Here is an 18,595-nt window from a genome sequence, read left to right on the forward strand (position 1 = left end):
TGGCGGAGGGGTTCCACACGTACCCATCCCGAACACGACCGTTAAGCCCTCTAGCGCCGATGGTACTTGGACCGCAGGGTCCTGGGAGAGTAGGATGCCGCCAAGCAAAGAACCACTGCCGATGATGTTCGGTGGTGGTTTTTATTTTGTTCATTTATATGAAAGTATAAAAGATAGCTCCTATCAAAGCGTAAAGCTCTGACAGCTTCGTTATGGGAAGGTAACATTTTTGTTACGGATGGCAGGGATAAAACCAGTATAATAGGACTATGTTAAATATGCTAAAAGTACCTGACCGAAGAGCTGGATTGTGCAGCTGTGAAAAGGAGGGTGTGTGTGTTAAGTTGGCGGAGAGTTGGACTCCACTCGCTTCTGTTGCTTTGTCTGGTAATTGTTCTTGCAGGATGCGGTGAAGCTTCAGGATCTGTATGGATCTCATATGAAGGTGCAGTTAACGAAAAGAGTTTCCCTGTACCCAAAGTAGCAAATAAATCTGACCAGTCCGAAAACAATTCGGATATGGATTATGTTCGATATACGTTGTCTGGAATCAGTGAAAGCACAAGTTTGCCTGAGGTATATCTTAACGAGATTAAAAGTTGGGGTTGGACAGAAAGGCAAGCAAAGCGTTCATCGAATGCTTCAAGTAACGTTCATGTTTTCTCAAAGGATGGCCATATTGTACAGTTGGCTGTGCATGATGGTTCGTTTACTTTAATGGTTCCCAGAAATGAAACGACCCAGACGACAGTAAAGTCACTGGAAGAAGAGAACTAACGTATTGTTTGAAAGCGTACGAGTTAACATTGTGATGTTCTTATAAAGTGAAGTTCTCATCAATACGATGAGGGCTTTTTTTGTGTTACTACAAGTTGAAAGATTCCAGTACATGCTAACTTTGTTAGATATAAGTTATATTGAAGGCTAGAGTGAGTTAGCGGAGCTGAGTAATCATTCAAAATGGATAAGGATGAACACACTTATATTTGTGGATAGAAGAGAGGAGAGAATAAAAAGGTTATCCACAGTGGATAACCTTTTTGGAGAAGGACAACGAATAGAACTATTTTACTGCAAGTAATAAGAGACATCTTGATCATTTAATTTAATAAGACCATCTTTACGTCCACGAGATAGAATGAGTATTACGTATAGGCGTGGTCCAAGCAACCACAGATGCCAAAATATAAGGGAAAGTGTAAAGGAGACTGGAGACCATAGCATGCACACGGTAATGATACACAATCCAATCCAGCTCATATTCAGATGAACTCGGACAAACATGCGGTAACTAAAGTGCTGATCTGGTATATAGCCAAACCAAGGCATACGCAGGTTCCAGTGCCAACGCTTGGCATACGAGGTGCGAACGAGTAACAATATAGTTCTGGCAATGACATAATGGATCCAGACGGTAATCGGCCCTGCCAGTAAAAAGAAGAAGAGGCCGTTCCAGGAGAAGGCAAGCAGATTAAAGATGAGCATGATAACAGGTAGACACAGGTAGCTGTATATAACGCTACGAGCGATAGCTTTTTTTTTCAGAAGGCGATACTGATAAAAGGTTGCCTTATTCTCCGGTTCGGCGATCATACGATTTTAAATCCTCCTTCAAATTTACGAGTACGTGATAGATTGGTGTATACATATGTATGGAGAGAGATAAAGGTGTTGATGAAATAATTAGTGTTGCAGATAGGACTTTGTTATCGTTATCATATCTTATTTATCGGCTGAGTTTCCAAGTTTTTTTAAGGTTATTATATCGTAGTTTTAATCAGTTTGAATCTGCATGGAGAAATCCCTTGTTGTTTCATGGAAGCGGGAGAGGTTGCAGGTCAAGAATAAACGTGACTTGGGACAGTACTATGTATATTTTCTGTACAGACACCTATTAAGGGATAGGCGAATATATATATTTTATAGAAAGAAAGCACTATGAAAATGTTTAAAATAATAGAAACTGTGCAATACTGATAGTAAACGTAAAACAAGGTGGGATGGTTCATGGAAGAACATGCCGAACACACATGTATCATTTGCGAGCAACGGAAGAGAGAAGGCATTTTTATTGTATCTGAATTCATATGTGATGCTTGTGAAGCAGAGATGGTTCACACCGATGCGCAGGATGCGAAGTATAACTTTTTTATTCATCAGATGAAACAGATTTGGGTGCAAAAGAACGCTTAAAGGACGTTATATGCTTCACTGTGAAGTTAGAAATTTATATGATCAATATGAATGATTATATAGGGGCCCGAGAGGCCTTTTTTTGTTGGAGAGGGGATTACCTTGTCTGACTTGTGCAGAAAGCGTATGCTGAAATAAAGAGTGGAGATTTATGTTTTACGAAAATAACAGTTACAGGATGGATATCTTATGAATGAACATAATACATCAGGTGTAGGAAAAAAAAGGGCTCCTCTATATGAAGCACTGCTTGCATATCGTGATTCGAAGCAGCGTTCATATCATGTGCCAGGACATAAAAATGGACAAGTCTATTACCAATGGATGCAACAATTCAATACAGTTGAAGATGTTCAAAAAAAAGAGATAGGAGATATTATAGAAACCGGTAAAGAGGGAGAGCAGATCTCTGTTGTTGCAGATTACTCCTTGAAGGATACAGATCAATCCAGACATGTTGTACCCGTGCGTGCTTATCTGGACATGATGGAGATGGATGTTACGGAGATTACGGGTACGGATGATCTTCACCATCCTGAGGGAGTGATCAAGGAAGCACAGGACTTGGCGGCGGATTGTTTCGGTGCAGAGGAAAGTTTTTTTCTAGTTGGAGGAAGTACAGCAGGCAACCTGTCTTTATTACTAACGATCTGTGATGAGCCAGGTAGTATTGTGCTGGTGCAGCGTAACGTACATAAATCGGTTATTCATGGACTGATGTTAGCTGGCGCAAGGGCAGTATTTCTGGAGCCGTGGGTTGACCCTGAATCTGGACTTGCTGTCATGCCGTCTATTGAGACGATCCAGGCTGCTGTCCAGAGGTATCCTGAGGCAAAGGGTGTATTCGTCACGTTGCCAAATTATTATGGCATGGGTGCGGATCTGACACCCATTGCCGAGGTTTGCCACGAGGCAGGCATGCCACTACTCGTGGATGAAGCGCATGGCGCCCATTATGGGCAGCATCCGGAGCTGCCTGTATCTGCACTGTCCTGCGGAGCGGACGGTGTAGTGCAGTCGACGCATAAGATGCTGGCCGCATTCACCATGGGAGCCATGTTGCACATTCAGGGGCCGCGATTGAATCGGTCCCTGCTTCGGCAACGTCTGGCCATGGTGCAAAGCTCAAGCCCATCCTACCCGGTGATGGCTTCGCTTGATCTATCGCGCCGGCTATTGCATGTGCACGGCGCTGATGCCTTCACGGCAGGGCTTGCTGCCGTGCAAGCATTGAAGCGCGGTCTCGCGGAGCTACCGCGCTTCCAGTTGTTGCAGCCTGCGGATTCGCTGCAACAGGAGCCGGCCTACGGCAATGAAAATCCGGCGGCGATGCCTGGCCGCCAAGGATACACCGCTCAGGACCCATTCAAGGTCGTCATATATGACGACACAGGTATACTGAGCGGTTATGAGCTGCAGCAACAGCTGGAAGCTTGCGGCTGCGTGCCAGAGATGAGCGACGAACGGTACGTCGTCCTGCTCTTCAGTCTTGGCTCCACATTGCAGGATGCGGAGCATGTGTTACAGGCTTTACGGCATATTAACGTTTCCTACAAGCTACAGCATTCACTGGAGTCAACTGCGTCTGTTAGGACGGCTTCTCAAACTCAGACTGATCCTCCAATCTATGTTTCCACGTGGAACAATATAGAAGATCGTGAACGCTTATCAGAGCCTGTTGCTTTCTCCCTGCAACCGATAATAGAGAGGGATACGATCGGAGTTCCAATCGAAGACTGCGCAGGATATCGGTCGGCGGAGATGGTTATTCCATATCCTCCAGGTATTCCGCTGGTGTATCCCGGCGAGCGAATAAGTTCAAAGATTGCTGAGCGAATTCGAATTCTACGCGATGGAGGAGCCAAATTTCAGGGGATCTCAGATCATATGTATCAGAAAATAAAAGTCATGAAACCTGAGTCATAGAAAAAGTAATCTTGCAGCTCCCAGCGAGCAGTGCCCTGCTTGACAAGGGGGGTCTTGAAACTAAGTCGTATGGTTGAAAAAGGACTAACGTTTCATGTTGGAGGAAAAGCCACCTTATAGTATGATAGAAAGAAAAACTAGCTTGGTTTATTTTTGTGTTATTAAATGCAGTTGTTTAACAATACACCTCTGGGCGAAGGAAATCATATCTTGAAGCAAGAGGGTCTAGGCACATGCATAATAGCCATGAATGGATGCAGCAATGAATACAGAAAGCAGGGAAGCATATGCAGGGCAGAGGTAAATTCATTACGCTGGAAGGAGGAGAGGGATCGGGGAAAACAACGATGATCGGCAGGATCGGTTCGTATTTTGAAAAACGGGGTATACCCTACGTAGTTACAAGAGAGCCTGGCGGAATTGAGATTGCAGAAAAAATACGTAGCATCATCCTCGATCCTCTTCATACGGCGATGGATGCACGAACCGAAGCACTGCTCTATGCTGCGGCACGCAGTCAGCATCTGGCGGAGAAGGTAGAGCCTGCACTGGAAGCTGGCAAAACCGTGATTTGTGATCGGTTTGTAGACAGCAGTCTTGCTTATCAAGGGTATGCGCGCGGCCTCGGAATTGAGAATGTATGGGCAATTAATCGTTTTGCTATTGGAGATCTGATGCCGGACATGACACTTTATCTGGACATTGAGCCAGAACAGGGGCTTGGTCGAATTGAAGCTCATGATGGTCGTGAAGTCAATCGTCTTGATCTGGAGAACCTGGAGTTCCATCGTAAAGTACGTGAAGCTTACTTCTTGCTTCAGAAACAGTTTCCGGAGCGTATCCAAGTTATTGATGCTTCACAGACCCCGGATGAGGTAGAGAAAGCGATGATTTTGTCGCTAGAAGCCGGGATTTTGAAGGATTTTGACGAGTAATTGTCTAATATATAGACAGGGCATGTTGTTAGAAGTGCTTATTATAAAGGAGGTTATGCAGGATGAAACTGATTGTTGCGATTATACAGGATAAAGACAGCAACCGATTATCCAGTGCATTGGTCAAAGCGAATTTTCGGGCAACCAAGCTTGCCAGTACCGGTGGATTTTTGAAGGCAGGCAACACGACGTTTATGATCGGTGTCGATGATAGTCAAGTCGAATCCGTTATGAATGTCATTCGCAGCAGCTGTAAGGTTCGTGAACAGCTCGTAACTCCGGTTACACCGATGAGCGGAACGACCGACTCTTACCTGCCGCTGCCTGTTGAGGTCCAAGTTGGTGGAGCAACTGTATTTGTTCTTCCAGTAGATCGTTTCGAGCATTTCTAATCCGGTTTCGCAGATGAACTCCATGAGTGTTTTTCATTTATCGATAGCATGACTGCATCTTGCATGATGATAACGAAGGATGTAAAAGGACGTATCCGGTATGCATACGTGCCACTTATGGAGCGCCCTTCTTGATGACAAGAACCGGCACACTCTCTCCCAAAGGAGACTTTATTCCGAAATAATATGCTTCTTCTGGGAGAGGCGACTTAGAATACAATCGTAGATAAGACTATCTTTCTACCATTATATATACAGTGTATCTCAACCTATAAGGTCCATCTTACGCACAGGCGCAATGCGCTCTGTGCTGATGTGCGATTGGCCTAACGATGATAGAAAGCAGGCGTGTCCATGAAAATCAATCCTGGATTCAGACCGCTACAGACTGGAATCAATACGAATGATTCAGGCTCAAAGCCGGTTCAATCCAAAAACTTCTCTGATATGATGAATCACCAGGGAGAACGTGCTTCCCAAGCAGAGCTCAACCGCCGATTAAGCGAAATCCAGCTTCAGGGTGATCGTTTGGCTCGATCCATGACGATTCGTGAACTGAAAGCATATAAACAGCTTGTCAAAAGATTTCTGGAAGAGACGGTCCGCCGTGGTGTATCTATGAAAGAGACAAGGGGTTGGGATCGCCGGGGCAGGGGTAAACGATATAAGCTTATTGATGAGATTGACTCTGCTCTGTTATCTATGGCAGATGAATTACTGGATACAGAAGAGGGGAAAATCTCTCTTTTGCAACAAGTAGGAGAAATTCGGGGAATGCTTATTAATTTAAGCTTCTGAGGAGGAAGTATGTCCTTTCAACAGATTATGGGTCAGCAGGCAGCCAAGCAATTGTTACAGAGCAGTTTGAGACGTCAGGCCATCAGTCATGCATATTTGTTTAGCGGTCCATCTGGAAGTGGGCAGTTACAGACAGCAATGGCGTTTGCCAAGGCAATCTTCTGCACAGAGCTTGAGGATGACGCTTGCGGGCAATGTCTTGAATGCCGCAAAGTAGAACATGGAAACCATCCAGACCTGACGATGCTTGCGCCGGATGGAAATAACATTAAAATAGATCAGATTCGGGATTTGCAACGCATTTTCTCTTACCGTTCAGAGGCGGGGCATCCCAAAGTATATATTATAGAGCAAGCTGAGAAAATGACGGTTCAAGCGGCAAACAGCTTGTTGAAGTTTCTGGAGGAACCTCAAGTTCCGGCGGTTGGAATTCTGATTACAGATAATGGACAAGCCATGTTGCCTACCATTCGCTCACGTTCTCAGATGGTGCCGTTCAGTGCACTGAATCCGGAGGAAATGCTTCAATCGTTGATCGAGGAAGGTTATCCTGCGAATCTTGCACGGTCTGCCGTCCATTTAGCGTCAGGATTGGAAGCATGTAGAGAAATTCTCCAGCAGAATTGGTTTGCAGAAATTAGAAACGTAATGTTACAATTAGGGAAGGAGTCCCTGGGCAGAGGAAGTACATCTTTGATCTCGGCACAGCAGAAGCTTTTCAAAACAGGACTCTCGGAACACCTGGACATGCTGCTTAGTTTGTTCCATTTGTGGTTTAGGGACATGCTGTATGTTCAGTATGGTAGGCATGAACATATCGTTTTTATAGATCAGTTAGACATGCTGTCTCAGTTGGCAAATACCCGCAGCACAGAGCAGTGGGTCTCCTATATGGATTTGGCCGCGGCATGCAGAAAAAAATTGCGTTTTAATGTCAATGGCCAGCTTTGTCTGGAGCAATTTTTGATCGGTTTGGCATAAGAGTGGAGGATCGCGTGAGTTCCAATCCTATGCAAACGGTTATAACTTCGGCGGGTTCCCTAAGAAGTCAGGGCTTCAGACGAAGTGGGGTTGGCTTACAAGGGGGTTAATTTTTTGTACAGTGTAGTGGGTGTCCGTTTCAAAAAGGCGGGCAAAATTTATTACTTCGATCCCCTGGACCTTCCCATTGAGAAAGAAAACTGCGTGATCGTGGAAACGGCGCGAGGGGTTGAGTATGGTAAGGTTGTCGTGGGCAAGAAGGAAGTGGGCGAGGCTGATGTGGTTTTGCCGCTCAAAAAGGTTATCCGCGTTGCAGGCGATACAGATGCCCGTGTGGTGGATGAGAACAAGCGTGCAGCCAAAGAAGCATTCGGCACTTGTTTAAATAAAATCAGAGACCATGGCCTCAAAATGAAGCTGGTCGATGTAGAATTCACGTTTGATCGCAATAAAATTATTTTTTATTTTACAGCAGAGGGCAGAGTCGATTTCCGCGAGTTGGTCAAGGACCTGGCAAGCATCTTCCGGACACGAATTGAACTGAGACAGATTGGTGTTCGCGACGAAGCAAAAATGCTTGGTGGAATAGGGCCTTGCGGCCGTGTGTTGTGTTGCTCCTCTTGGCTGGGAGATTTTGAGCCTGTGTCTATCAAGATGGCTAAAGATCAGAGCCTGTCACTGAATCCGACGAAAATTTCAGGGTTGTGCGGAAGACTTATGTGCTGTCTGAAATTTGAGCATGATAATTACGAGAGCGTGAGAGAAGAGTTGCCAGCTGTAGGCAAACTGGTCGTCACCTCAATGGGTGAAGGCAAAGTTGTCGGAATTAATGCCGGTAACCGCACGGTGCATGTTCAACTGTTCGACATCAGTAAAGTCAAAGAACTTCCGCTGGATGACGTCGTTATCAAGTAAACCATAAAGGTTGCTTCGGGGTGGAAACTTGGAAAAGAAAAATCTGTTTACGCACATTCATGAAATGGAAACCCAAATGGGTCAGTTGCACGGTGATTTAGCAGAATTAAAAATGATTGTGAAAGAGTTGCTGGAAGATAATCAGCGGCTTACCATCGAAAATGAGCAGTTACGCAAACTGCTTAAGCGTGAAGCGCCAGCAGATCTGCCGATCTCATCTGCTCTTGCTCCTGTCGCAAGACCTGCGGGTCCAGCTCCAGGTGAAGATGTAGTGGGCGAGGGTTATGACAACCTGGCTCGGCTGTATCATGAAGGATTCCATATCTGCAATGTCTATTATGGACACTTGCGGACGGAAGGCGATTGTCTGTTCTGCCTGTCTTTTTTGAATAAATGAAGTGACCGTAGGGATTCCCTACGGTTTTTTTTCAAGGTTATAAACGTTTAACGTACCGGAGGATGAGAGTACCCTATGACAGACCAAGAAGTAATTTTAAAGGAATCGGAGCGGGTCGATGATCTGCTTTCTCATAATTTGCGAATTATTCAAAGTGATGAAGTATTCAGTTTTTCTATGGATGCTGTATTGCTGGCCCGATTTGCTTCTGTGCCGAAACGAGGACGTGTTCTGGATTTGTGCACAGGAAATGGGGTCGTGCCTATATTACTGACAACACGTACACAAGCAAGCCTGGAAGGCATTGAGATCCAGCCCAGATTGGCCGATATGGCACGCCGGAGTGTGCAGCTGAATGAATTGGGTGAGTCCATCCATATTCGTGAGGGAGATTTGCGCGAATTGGTTAAAGAAACAGGACATGCAGTATATGATGCCATTACGGTGAATCCCCCGTACATGCCGCTGAATGGAAGTGACCTCAAGATGAACACCCATCAGGCTATGGCACGTCACGAAATCGGGTGTACCCTAGAGGAAGTCATCCAAGCATGCAGTCGTCTTGTGCGTAATGGTGGCAAAGTATCCATGGTTCATAGACCGCAACGCCTAGGTGAGATCATATCATTAATGCGTGAATACAAGCTGGAACCCAAACGTATTCGTATGGTGCACCCGCGTGCTCATCTGGAAGCGAACATGGTGTTAATTGAAGCGATGAAAGATGGCAAGCCGGAGGTACGCATGTTGCCGCCACTTATTGTTTACAATGAACAGGGAAGCTACTGTGATGAGATTATGGAGATCTACTATGGTCAGCAGGTTGTTGAACGCTCGAAGGAAGGAGGAAACTAGATGTCTTTACAAGTGCAGAAAAGCTTTAATGAGCAGGCCGAACATGCAGGTAAGTTATATCTGGTTGGGACACCGATTGGAAACTTGGAGGATATGACCTTCCGGGCCATCAAGACGTTACAGGCCTGCGATATTATTGCCGCTGAAGATACTCGTCAGACGCGAAAGTTGCTCACTCATTTTGAGATTACACCTTCAATGTTGTTCAGCTATCATGAGCACAATAAGGGGGCAAGTGGCCCTGAACTGATACGCTATATAATAGAAGGAAAAAATTTGGCACTGGTAAGCGATGCCGGTTTACCGGCTATTTCTGACCCAGGTTCTGATCTGGTAAAGCTTGCAATTGAAGCCGGAATTACGGTCATACCGATTCCTGGTCCGAATGCAGCATTATCCGCACTGATCGTATCCGGATTACCTACGGAAAGGTTTACCTTTGGTGGTTTTTTGCCACGAGAGAAAAAGGACATACGTAAGGTGCTGGAAGCTTTCAATGAGTCCAATGGTACGTTGCTTTTCTATGAGTCCCCTCACCGGATTCGTAAAACGTTAATGCATCTGGAGGAAATTTTGGGCGAACGTTCCATTGTACTGGCTCGTGAGTTGACCAAACGGCATGAGGAATTTGTTAGAGGTAGTCTGAAGGAATGCATAGAGTGGCTCGAAGAGCACCCGCCTCTAGGTGAATATTGTTTGTTGGTTGAAGGAATCAGGGAAGAGGAACGTAAGGCTGAACGGGAAGCTTGGTGGCAGGTTTTGTCGCTGGAAGAACACGTGGAACACTATGAAAATGAAGGAAACAGTCGTAAAGATGCGATGAAAAAAACAGCAGTAGATCGAGGTTTGGCAAAACGGGACGTATATAATGCGTTAATTGGGTAGTCTAAAACTTCAAAAATACCAAATTTAGTTGTAATTACCTTAAAGAGAGATTAAAACCAAGCTTAATATAACCTTAAAATGTAAAAAGAGCAGCACACCAAAATGTGAAAGATATGTGTCTGCTCTTAAGGTTAGAAAAAAACCTTCCAAGGTGATATTACACCAGGAAGGCGATAAGGAAATATAAAAAGGTTAGAATTAACGATTTGAATAATTCCAGTATACTTGTTTTTCTTATTTTGCTACAGGTGCAGGGATTTCAGAAATACATTCGTTACAAACGATTTTACCTTTGAAGTAAGTTACGTTCTCAGCGTTACCACAGAAGATACAAGCTGGCTCGTATTTTTTGAGCATGATGCGCTCACCATCAACGTAGATTTCCAAAGCATCTTTTTCGCCAATACCGAGTGTACGACGCAATTCGATTGGAATAACTACCCGTCCCAGTTCATCCACTTTTCTTACAATACCTGTTGATTTCATCATTATAATCAGTGCTCCTCTCAGCTAACTATCATTGTCATTATTCGACATTATTTTATGTTTTATGATACCCATCATACCAACGATTCCCAAAACAGTCAACCTTAAAATTAGCTTAAAATAAAGGGTGTTTTTCTTAAGTTTGCTGGTGGTAAGGGATTGAAAGCAATTTTTCGTATTTAAACATCCATGTCAGCTTTGTCGATTTGGAAAACGACAAAAGTGCTTTATTCGACAAAATTCGTCATTACATGTCGAATTGTTGGTGAAAATTGAAGCTGGACGCGCTATTCTTTATGGCAAGAGAACAATTTATAAGGAGTGAATCGAAATGGAACATCGTCTGACGGAAGAAAAAGTATTTAAAGATCCGGTACATAATTATATTCATGTGCAAGAACCGATTATATGGCAATTGATCAATACACCTGAATTTCAGAGGCTACGCCGCATTCGTCAATTAGGGACATCTTATCTTACTTTTCACGGGGCAGAGCACAGTCGGTTCTCCCATTCGTTAGGTGTATACGAAATTACCCGAAAAATCATCTCTCAGTTTGAACGTAGCCACTATTCGGACTGGCCCAAGGAAGAAAAGCTGGTGACGTTGTGCGCCGCCTTACTTCATGATCTCGGACATGGACCATTCTCTCATTCAATTGAAGAGGCTTTTGACATGAATCATGAGGATTGGACATGCCGCATTATCAAGGGTGATACCGAAGTAGGGGCGATTCTAAGACGGTATGCTCCTGATTTTGATGAAAAGGTGGCTTCCGTTATCCAGAAGACGTATGATAAACCGATTGTCGTGAACCTGGTAACCAGTCCGCTTGATGCAGACCGAATGGATTACTTGCTCAGGGACGCCTACTTTACAGGAGTAAATTATGGCACGATCGACTTGGATCGTATTCTGCGCATGCTGCGTCCATTTCATGGACGAATTGTAGTTAAAGAGTCTGGTATGCATGCTGTGGAAGACTATCTGATGTCACGATACCAGATGTATTGGCAGATTTACTTCCATCCTGTGACGCGTAGCTCCGAGATTATATTGCGACAAATCTTTAAGCGGGCAAAAGAACTTGTGAAGCAAGGCTTTCCATTCCGTTTCATGGTAGAGCCTCTGCCCAAACTGTTTGAAGGAGAAATTTCAGTTCATGAATATCTGCAGCTTGATGAATCGTTAATTCAAACAGCCTTTATGCAGTGGCGTAAGGAGGACGATTCTGTTCTAAGTGAGTTGTGCGAACGTTTTATGGATCGCAGGTTATATAAGTATGTGGAACTTGAACAGATCGACTTGGACATCATTGAAGAGATTCGGGAAGCATTTGTACAAGCAGGATTGAATCCCGAGTACGATCTTGAAATTGATTTTCCGACGGATAATCCGTATGATGTGTTTCGTCCAGATCAATCCACAGATAAGCAAATTCTTCTGCTCGATCGGCAGGACAAGTTGCATGAGCTGTCAGAAGTTTCTGATATTGTTCGTTCCATCAGTGGACTTCATCTGGGCAAACATCATCTGTACTATCCGCAAAACAAGGTGGATGCCATCCTTCATGAATTACCGTCCCATATACGCCCCTATTTTCTATAAGCTTGAGTCGATGCAGCAGGGTGAAACACTTTGATATCAAAAGACTTTCTAAGAGAGCTATTTTACATGATACAGTAATCTGCTTTAATGGGGAGGATGTGTAGATCGACATAATTTTGTAATTCGAGTGAGTAATTATACAGTTTCTAACGCCTTTCTTGCAAGATGTTGATTTGACTTTTTATTTTCCTTCTATATATAGTAGCTTGAGTGCTAAAACTGAAAATACTGAAATTGTTGCTTGTCCCAATCATTTAATGATGCAAAAAAATAAATTTGAAATTCAAACGCAAGAATTCCTGTACAAGAATAAGGGAGTTCCCATGAAAAAATCATCGGCATTTGACTTTCGACATGAAGGGAGAACGAGAAAGCATGTTATTCGACACACATACTCATCTGGATGCACCACAATTCGACGAAGACCGAGAGGACATGATTAAACGGGCCGTTCAGGCCGGAGTTACTCGCATGATTAATATCGGCTTTAACCGGGAGACGATTCCAACAACGATCAAACTGGCCGAAACGTATGATTTTATCCACGCAGCTGTAGGCTGGCACCCGGTGGATGCCATTACGATGCAAGAGGGAGATCTCGAATGGATTGCATCATTGTGCAAACATGAGAAAGTGGTAGCAATCGGAGAAATCGGTCTAGACTATCATTGGGACACTTCCCCTAAGGAGGTACAGCACCGCGTATTACGACAACAAATTGCATTGGCACGTGAATTGAGTATGCCTATCGTCATCCATAATCGGGATGCTCATGAGGACATTGTGCGTATTTTACGTGAGGAGAAGGCTGGTGAGGTTGGAGGTGTGATGCATTCTTTCTCCGGTAGCTGGGAAACGGCGAAAATGTGTCTGGATTTAGGGTTCCATCTGTCCTTCGGAGGACCGGTCACTTTCAAAAATGCCAAGCAACCGAAAGAGGTGCTCGCCAAGGTTCCGATGGATCGATTTTTCTTAGAAACGGACTCCCCGTATCTCACACCGCATCCTTATCGTGGAAAACGAAATGAGACAGCGCATGTACGTCTGGTTGCTGAAGCAGCTGCGGAAATTAAAGGCATTTCGGTAGAGGAAATTGCTGCAATTACCACCAAAAATGCCATGGAACGATTTGGGATTCGATAAGAAAATGAGTAAATCGGGTGAAAAAGGGAGATACAGAGAGGTAATTTGCTCTTTGTCTCGAATAATTGCAGAATATTACAATATTTTAACCAAATATTTAGAAAAACGTACTTGATCCGTGCTTTACAACATGCATCAAAACAGGATATCATCTTTTCAGTGAATTGTTGCGCGGAAAATTGGACAGATGTTCGGGGGATGAACAAAGGGACACTTTCCGATGAGACAACATTACTTTCATGAATCAATCTCGCTGAGTCTCCGTTAACGGAGAGCGGGGGAACCAATAGGGCTTAAACATCGGTGATTCTAGCCGGTGCGCATCGTTCGCTGACCCAAAAGCAGCGGAATGTTCTGCGAAGCCGTATTTGATTTCTTCTTTGGGTCTCGGGGTGAATTCAAGGGCGTCCGCCATGAGCGGGTGACCTAAGATAGGGCGGCTCTCTTTCGCCCGAACCCGACAGCTAACCTCGCAAGCGGAAAAAGAGAGGCAACCTCGTGCATGAATTTCCGATATTCAAAATCATTCGGAAGCCACGAAAGGGTCTCTTACACTCTTTCTTTGGCTTTTTTTGTTTTGAATAAAAGAAATATTGTCATCATACGGTATGTATTCAGGAGGATGACATCATGTTGCGAAGAGGGGTTCATGGTGCAGAACCGGTCATTATCTCTGATCTGTGTTCTGTAGAAAAATTGTTATAGTCGCGTCAAAGACATCATGCATTACTTTAGACGGCGAGGCTATGAAGGAGGACGGAGAAGTGGGCATATTCCAACCAGAAGAGACCCATGAGTCACGATCATCCAGTAAGTCTTTCGCGTTGCGGTGGAAGCATGAGAACTTGCGTCAAATGGCATTGATCGCGATATTCTCAATTGCGCTTGCAATCATGATCTTGTTAGTCGTTTACGGTCAGGCCGGGAAGCAGGTTTCACTGGTTATTGACGGCAAAGCTCAAGTGGTAGAGACTCGTACAGGAATGCTTCAGGAAATGCTGGAGGAGCAGTCAATCACAGTCAGCCCTCACGACAAGGTATCCATGCCCATGAATGGGGCGATTACCGACGGAGACCGAATCGTTATTGAGCGGGCCGTTCCAGTTAAAATCACGGCAGACGGAGACACCAAGACTCTTTATACAACCGATTCATCGGTACAGGGTGTAATTCAGCAATCAGGTATTCAAGTTGAAGATCATGATAAAGTGTATCCAGCGCTCGGAACCGCAATTAAAGCGGATATGAAGATTCGTGTAGTGCGTGTAACAAAGCATACAGTGGATGTGAAACAACCGATTGCTTACAAGGTTGTAAAAACGGCAGACCCAAGTTTGTTCCAAGGGGATAACCGTGTTGTAGTGAAAGGCAAGGAAGGCACAATTGTGCAACATATCGAAAAGGTATTTCAAGATGGAGAACTCGTCTCCAAAAAAGTGGTAGGTAAAACGGTCGCCACCAATCGTGTAGATAAAGTGATTGCGGTAGGTACGAAGGCTAAGCCGGTTGTGAAGGAACCTGAGGTTCAATTGGTATCTGCCAAAACTTCAACGACCAAAAAAGCTGTAACAACGAACTCGAAGAAAACATCTGCCTCGGGCAGCAAGGTGATTACGGTCTCCGGGAATTCTTTTAAATACTCTAAAGTTTTGAAAAATGTATCGATGACAGCCTACTCTTCTGAAGAGCCGGGTATTGGTACAAAAACAGCTTCCGGTACTCGTGTAACGGAGGGGCGCACCATTGCAGTTGATCCCAAGGTCATTCCAATCGGCTGGTGGGTATACATTGAGGGCCTCGGCTTCCGTCGTGCGGAAGATACAGGCGGCGCTATTAAAGGCAACAAAATTGACGTTTATTACGACAGTGTGAAGCACGCCCTGAATTTCGGACGTAAAAAAGGCAAAACGGTCTATGTGATTGGTCCAGTTAAGCCGGAAGCGAACTAAAATCGTTTTACTTTGAAATGGGAATGCTATAAAATAGTTGCATGAATGATTCATGCGGAATATGCGGCGGAGGGGTCTGAATTCAGTCTCCTCCGCCGTTTGGCAGAGAAGAGGATATTCCTCTTCTTTTTGCGTTAGAAAGGAAGAAAAGGAACATGATAAAAGAAGTGATTGTTGTGGAGGGTCGTGACGACACGGTAGCGATTCGTCGGGCGGTCGAAGCGGATACGATTGAAACCGGAGGCTCTGCCATTAATCAGCGTATTCTGAAGCGAATTGCACTTGCTCAAGAGAGACGTGGCGTCATTATCCTGACGGATCCGGATCATGCGGGAGAGCGTATCCGTAAAATTATTGCCAATAAGGTTCCTGGTTGCAAACATGCCTTCATCCCAGAAGCGGATGCAACGCGCAAAGGAGATATCGGAGTAGAGAATGCTTCACCGGAAGCGATTCGTCATGCACTTGCTCGCGTACACACATCCTATGAGGGCGCACCTAGTCTAATCGATTGGGAGGACCTCATTGAAGCAGGATTGATCATACACCCGCAAGCAGCCGCACGACGTATGGAGATGGGTAATCTGCTTGGTATTGGGTATTGTAACGGCAAGCAGTTCCATAAACGGCTGAGTGTATTTCAGATTACAAGAGAAGAGTTCTCCACTGCATTAGCGCAAATCGAACGTGAAGGAATGTGAGCATATGAAGGATATAGAGCAAACCATTGAAATAGCAACACCCAAACGTACCAAAGAAATTATTCAAAGGCATGGATTCTCCTTCAAGAAAAGTCTGGGTCAGAACTTCTTGATCGATCAAAATATTCTGAACAAAATCGTAGGCGCGGCTGATTTGGACGAGTCCAAGGGAGCGCTGGAGATTGGTCCGGGTATTGGAGCACTTACAGAGCGCCTTGCGCGTATAGCGGGTCCTGTTACAGCGGTTGAGATTGACCAGCGCCTGTTACCGATTCTTGGAGAAGTGATGGAACCCTACCCTAACGTACGCGTTCATCATGGAGATGTACTTAAGCTGGATCTGGCAGAACTGTTTGCCACGGACTTTGCCTCCGTTAATAAGGTAAGCGTAGTAGCGAACTTGCCCTATTATGTAACGACTCCGATCATGATGAAGCTCTTGGAAGAAAAGTTGCCAGTGGATAGCATTGTGGTCATGATACAGAAGGAAGTAGCTGAACGCATGGCGGCTGCACCAGGTTCCAAAGATTATGGTAGCCTAAGCATTGCCGTGCAGTATTACAGTATGCCCGAACTGGTCTGTGTGGTGCCGCCTACGGTATTTATCCCACAGCCGAATGTAGAGTCTGCAGTAATTAAGCTGAAGGTGCGTGAGCACCCACCAGTACAGGTTCCGAACGAAGCACACTATTTCGAGGTAGTACAGGCTTCTTTTGCCCAGCGGAGAAAAACAATCTCCAATAATCTCAAAGCTCGTTTCTTCACCAAGGAGAACAGAGAACAGGCAGACATCCTGTTAGAGCAGGCAGGTATTCAACCTTCACGGCGTGGTGAGACATTGAGTCTACAGGAGTATGCAACTCTTAGCACCGTAATGTGGGAAGCTGGGGTTCGCGGCGAGCTTTAATTTCGATGAACCAATCCGGGTCTCTGCCCATACGATGGGGTAGAGGTGATAATGGTGATGAATATCGGAGACTTGGTCGTTCGGAAGTCATACGGCGGCGATGTGACTTTCCGGGTAGAAGGACTCCAGTCGGACGCTGCGGTCATTAAAGGGACTGAGTTCCGGTTGCTGGCAGACTCCCCGGTGAACGATTTGATACAGGTTCCTTATGAACCACAGAGCGCTAAGACACGCCAGGCACATATTAAAGCTCATCAGACGCTCTCACGCTTGCAGCAGAATCGCATGGAGCAGGCTGAGCGTAATCGGGAAGGCCTGATGCAAGAATGGACTGCACAGCAAGAGCCCGCCTATTTTGAAATGCCAGGTAAGGTACTGCATTTGGATGGCGACCCGAATTATCTGAAGAAAAGTATGAATCTGTATGAACAGCTTCGTGTTCCCGCAGAAGGGCAGTATGTACACGAGTCAGCGATGGCTGATACGTTATATCGTCTGCTACCCAAAGTTCGTCCGGATATCGTTGTGATCACGGGTCATGATGGTGTGTTAAAGACACGTCAGCCCTATGACCTCTACAGTCTGGGGAGCTATAAAAATTCACAAAACTTTGTCTCGGCTATTCAGGTTGCAAGGCAATACGAGCGCCATTTGGATGCGCTGACGATTATTGCAGGAGCATGTCAGTCTCACTTTGAGGCATTGCTACGCGCGGGTGCGAACTTTGCTAGTTCGCCGGGGCGAATTCTCATTCATGCGCTTGATCCGGTCTACGTAGCTGCTAAGGCTTCCTTCACGTCTGTTCGTGATACCTTGAACATGAATGATATACTGCATAACACGATTAGCGGCATCCAAGGTGTAGGCGGTGTGGAAACGAAGGGAAGTTACCGGGTAGGATTGCCGGGACTTAATGATCTATCTACGTTAAAAGTGAATCCATCCGCAGTATGATTTATTCATGTGGCAGTACAATAATGAAGTCATATGAAGTTCACATTGCGATTCGAAAAAGGCCCTGAAAAGGGCTTTTTTATTTTGCGAAAAAATTCATTGACAATGACTTTTTAGTGCTGATATAATATTTAGCTTTGATTTGACAATGACTGTAAAATACAGTATAATGGACAAGAAAAGAGGTGGACGTCCACAATGGCTAAAAATACGCTGTTGGATATCAAACGCAATCTCGATGCACATATTGGTCAGAAAATCACGCTGCGGGCTAATGGTGGCCGCCGTAAGACGATTGAGCGTACGGGTGTATTGGAAGAAACGTACCCTTCTGTTTTTATTGTAAAGCTTGATGAGGAACAAGAAACCTTCAAGCGAGTATCATACAGCTATGCGGATATACTTACGGAGTCTGTGGAAGTCATGGTCTTTGACCCGGGCAGTGAGACTAGCTCTTACAACATGGAGACGTAAGCATTGGTTTACGGGCGATTCACCTATAGGTGGGTCGCTTTTTTGTATGCAGGAATGACTACGGAATGCAGGCGGCATACTATGTGGACAGGTCC

General features: G+C 45.0%; 20 protein-coding genes, 1 rRNA gene and 1 riboswitch. Of the genes, 19 read left to right on the top strand and 2 right to left on the bottom strand.

The features are described 5' to 3' along the window. Together rrf and J2T16_RS26845 are read left to right on the top strand one after the other, a co-directional pair. Positions 1 to 106 (top strand): 5S ribosomal RNA (rrf, locus tag J2T16_RS26840); the annotation flags it as partial. 230 nt (positions 107 to 336) lie between these two features. Then, entirely contained in the window at positions 337 to 777 is a 441-nt protein-coding gene (locus tag J2T16_RS26845) for a hypothetical protein (RefSeq protein ID WP_090924588.1), read from the top strand. Positions 778 to 1,068: 291 nt separating this feature from the next. Here the strand turns inward: J2T16_RS26845 and J2T16_RS26850 are convergent, their stop codons facing one another. After that, positions 1,069 to 1,593: a hypothetical protein gene (locus tag J2T16_RS26850; protein ID WP_090924589.1), complete on the bottom strand. Its 525-nt coding sequence runs from the start codon at positions 1,591 to 1,593 to the stop codon at positions 1,069 to 1,071. A gap of 414 nt (positions 1,594 to 2,007) precedes the next feature. On the opposite strand from J2T16_RS26850, the gene J2T16_RS26855 reads away from it, so the two are divergent. The 10 genes from J2T16_RS26855 to rsmI all read left to right on the top strand — a co-directional run bounded on the left by J2T16_RS26855 (position 2,008) and on the right by rsmI (position 10,277). Further along, the gene (locus J2T16_RS26855; RefSeq protein WP_090924590.1) at positions 2,008 to 2,193 is read left to right on the top strand and encodes a sigma factor G inhibitor Gin; all 186 of its coding nucleotides are present in this window, start codon (positions 2,008 to 2,010) and stop codon (positions 2,191 to 2,193) included. Between the two features lie 189 nt (positions 2,194 to 2,382). After that, the gene (locus J2T16_RS26860; protein WP_499019872.1) at positions 2,383 to 4,119 is read left to right on the top strand and encodes an aminotransferase class I/II-fold pyridoxal phosphate-dependent enzyme; all 1,737 of its coding nucleotides are present in this window, start codon (positions 2,383 to 2,385) and stop codon (positions 4,117 to 4,119) included. Between the two features lie 287 nt (positions 4,120 to 4,406). Beyond that, positions 4,407 to 5,054 (top strand): dTMP kinase, encoded by a 648-nt coding sequence (gene tmk / locus J2T16_RS26865; RefSeq protein ID WP_090924592.1) that lies wholly within the window; start codon positions 4,407 to 4,409, stop codon positions 5,052 to 5,054. 62 nt (positions 5,055 to 5,116) lie between these two features. Next, entirely contained in the window at positions 5,117 to 5,446 is a 330-nt protein-coding gene (darA, locus tag J2T16_RS26870) for a cyclic di-AMP receptor DarA (RefSeq protein ID WP_047914178.1), read from the top strand. Positions 5,447 to 5,800: 354 nt separating this feature from the next. Continuing rightward, a complete protein-coding gene (locus J2T16_RS26875; RefSeq protein ID WP_090924593.1) occupies positions 5,801 to 6,244 on the top strand; it encodes a YaaR family protein in 444 nt (147 codons plus the stop codon). 9 nt (positions 6,245 to 6,253) lie between these two features. Then, complete coding sequence (holB, locus tag J2T16_RS26880; protein WP_221788843.1) at positions 6,254 to 7,225, top strand: DNA polymerase III subunit delta'; 972 nt, start codon at positions 6,254 to 6,256, stop codon at positions 7,223 to 7,225. Between the two features lie 114 nt (positions 7,226 to 7,339). Next, on the top strand, positions 7,340 to 8,140 hold the full coding sequence (locus J2T16_RS26885; protein ID WP_090924595.1) for a PSP1 domain-containing protein: 801 nt from the start codon (positions 7,340 to 7,342) through the stop codon (positions 8,138 to 8,140). A 28-nt stretch (positions 8,141 to 8,168) separates the two neighbouring features. Beyond that, complete coding sequence (gene yabA, locus J2T16_RS26890) at positions 8,169 to 8,537, top strand: DNA replication initiation control protein YabA (protein ID WP_090924596.1); 369 nt, start codon at positions 8,169 to 8,171, stop codon at positions 8,535 to 8,537. A gap of 75 nt (positions 8,538 to 8,612) precedes the next feature. After that, a complete protein-coding gene (locus J2T16_RS26895) occupies positions 8,613 to 9,392 on the top strand; it encodes a tRNA1(Val) (adenine(37)-N6)-methyltransferase (protein WP_221788844.1) in 780 nt (259 codons plus the stop codon). After that, a complete protein-coding gene (rsmI, locus tag J2T16_RS26900; protein WP_154892097.1) occupies positions 9,393 to 10,277 on the top strand; it encodes a 16S rRNA (cytidine(1402)-2'-O)-methyltransferase in 885 nt (294 codons plus the stop codon). 234 nt (positions 10,278 to 10,511) lie between these two features. Here the strand turns inward: rsmI and J2T16_RS26905 are convergent, their stop codons facing one another. After that, positions 10,512 to 10,766: an AbrB/MazE/SpoVT family DNA-binding domain-containing protein gene (locus J2T16_RS26905; protein WP_017691383.1), complete on the bottom strand. Its 255-nt coding sequence runs from the start codon at positions 10,764 to 10,766 to the stop codon at positions 10,512 to 10,514. 328 nt (positions 10,767 to 11,094) lie between these two features. Between J2T16_RS26905 and J2T16_RS26910 the strand changes: the two genes are divergently transcribed. From J2T16_RS26910 to veg, 7 genes are all read left to right on the top strand, one after another. Beyond that, a complete protein-coding gene (locus J2T16_RS26910) occupies positions 11,095 to 12,372 on the top strand; it encodes an HD domain-containing protein (RefSeq protein WP_090924599.1) in 1,278 nt (425 codons plus the stop codon). A 375-nt stretch (positions 12,373 to 12,747) separates the two neighbouring features. Continuing rightward, positions 12,748 to 13,515: a TatD family hydrolase gene (locus J2T16_RS26915; protein WP_154960451.1), complete on the top strand. Its 768-nt coding sequence runs from the start codon at positions 12,748 to 12,750 to the stop codon at positions 13,513 to 13,515. A gap of 241 nt (positions 13,516 to 13,756) precedes the next feature. Further along, positions 13,757 to 14,010: riboswitch (cyclic di-AMP (ydaO/yuaA leader) on the top strand. A 269-nt stretch (positions 14,011 to 14,279) separates the two neighbouring features. Further along, positions 14,280 to 15,464: a resuscitation-promoting factor gene (locus tag J2T16_RS26920; RefSeq protein WP_090924601.1), complete on the top strand. Its 1,185-nt coding sequence runs from the start codon at positions 14,280 to 14,282 to the stop codon at positions 15,462 to 15,464. 155 nt (positions 15,465 to 15,619) lie between these two features. Continuing rightward, positions 15,620 to 16,165: a ribonuclease M5 gene (gene rnmV / locus J2T16_RS26925; protein WP_090924602.1), complete on the top strand. Its 546-nt coding sequence runs from the start codon at positions 15,620 to 15,622 to the stop codon at positions 16,163 to 16,165. 4 nt (positions 16,166 to 16,169) lie between these two features. After that, positions 16,170 to 17,072: a 16S rRNA (adenine(1518)-N(6)/adenine(1519)-N(6))-dimethyltransferase RsmA gene (rsmA, locus tag J2T16_RS26930; protein ID WP_090924603.1), complete on the top strand. Its 903-nt coding sequence runs from the start codon at positions 16,170 to 16,172 to the stop codon at positions 17,070 to 17,072. Between the two features lie 57 nt (positions 17,073 to 17,129). Beyond that, positions 17,130 to 18,026, top strand: a complete 897-nt coding sequence (gene yabG / locus J2T16_RS26935) for a sporulation peptidase YabG (protein WP_090924604.1) — start codon at positions 17,130 to 17,132, stop codon at positions 18,024 to 18,026. Between the two features lie 198 nt (positions 18,027 to 18,224). Further along, positions 18,225 to 18,500, top strand: coding sequence for a biofilm formation stimulator Veg (veg, locus tag J2T16_RS26940; protein WP_090924605.1), 276 nt, complete (start codon positions 18,225 to 18,227; stop codon positions 18,498 to 18,500). Positions 18,501 to 18,595 lie beyond the last annotated feature (95 nt).

The organism is Paenibacillus intestini (genome assembly GCF_030803945.1).
GTDB lineage: Bacteria > Bacillota > Bacilli > Paenibacillales > Paenibacillaceae > Paenibacillus > Paenibacillus polysaccharolyticus.

Coding starts and splice junctions, on each gene's coding strand:
- J2T16_RS26915 (WP_154960451.1), top strand. CDS start 12,748: ATGTTATTCGACACACATACTCATCTGGATGCACCACAATTCGACGAA.
- J2T16_RS26855 (WP_090924590.1), top strand. CDS start 2,008: ATGGAAGAACATGCCGAACACACATGTATCATTTGCGAGCAACGGAAG.
- J2T16_RS26905 (WP_017691383.1), bottom strand. CDS start 10,766: ATGATGAAATCAACAGGTATTGTAAGAAAAGTGGATGAACTGGGACGG.
- darA (WP_047914178.1), top strand. CDS start 5,117: ATGAAACTGATTGTTGCGATTATACAGGATAAAGACAGCAACCGATTA.
- rnmV (WP_090924602.1), top strand. CDS start 15,620: ATGATAAAAGAAGTGATTGTTGTGGAGGGTCGTGACGACACGGTAGCG.
- veg (WP_090924605.1), top strand. CDS start 18,225: ATGGCTAAAAATACGCTGTTGGATATCAAACGCAATCTCGATGCACAT.
- J2T16_RS26895 (WP_221788844.1), top strand. CDS start 8,613: ATGACAGACCAAGAAGTAATTTTAAAGGAATCGGAGCGGGTCGATGAT.
- tmk (WP_090924592.1), top strand. CDS start 4,407: ATGCAGGGCAGAGGTAAATTCATTACGCTGGAAGGAGGAGAGGGATCG.
- rsmA (WP_090924603.1), top strand. CDS start 16,170: ATGAAGGATATAGAGCAAACCATTGAAATAGCAACACCCAAACGTACC.
- holB (WP_221788843.1), top strand. CDS start 6,254: ATGTCCTTTCAACAGATTATGGGTCAGCAGGCAGCCAAGCAATTGTTA.
- J2T16_RS26910 (WP_090924599.1), top strand. CDS start 11,095: ATGGAACATCGTCTGACGGAAGAAAAAGTATTTAAAGATCCGGTACAT.
- J2T16_RS26850 (WP_090924589.1), bottom strand. CDS start 1,593: ATGATCGCCGAACCGGAGAATAAGGCAACCTTTTATCAGTATCGCCTT.
- yabG (WP_090924604.1), top strand. CDS start 17,130: ATGAATATCGGAGACTTGGTCGTTCGGAAGTCATACGGCGGCGATGTG.
- rsmI (WP_154892097.1), top strand. CDS start 9,393: ATGTCTTTACAAGTGCAGAAAAGCTTTAATGAGCAGGCCGAACATGCA.
- J2T16_RS26875 (WP_090924593.1), top strand. CDS start 5,801: ATGAAAATCAATCCTGGATTCAGACCGCTACAGACTGGAATCAATACG.
- J2T16_RS26860 (WP_499019872.1), top strand. CDS start 2,383: ATGAATGAACATAATACATCAGGTGTAGGAAAAAAAAGGGCTCCTCTA.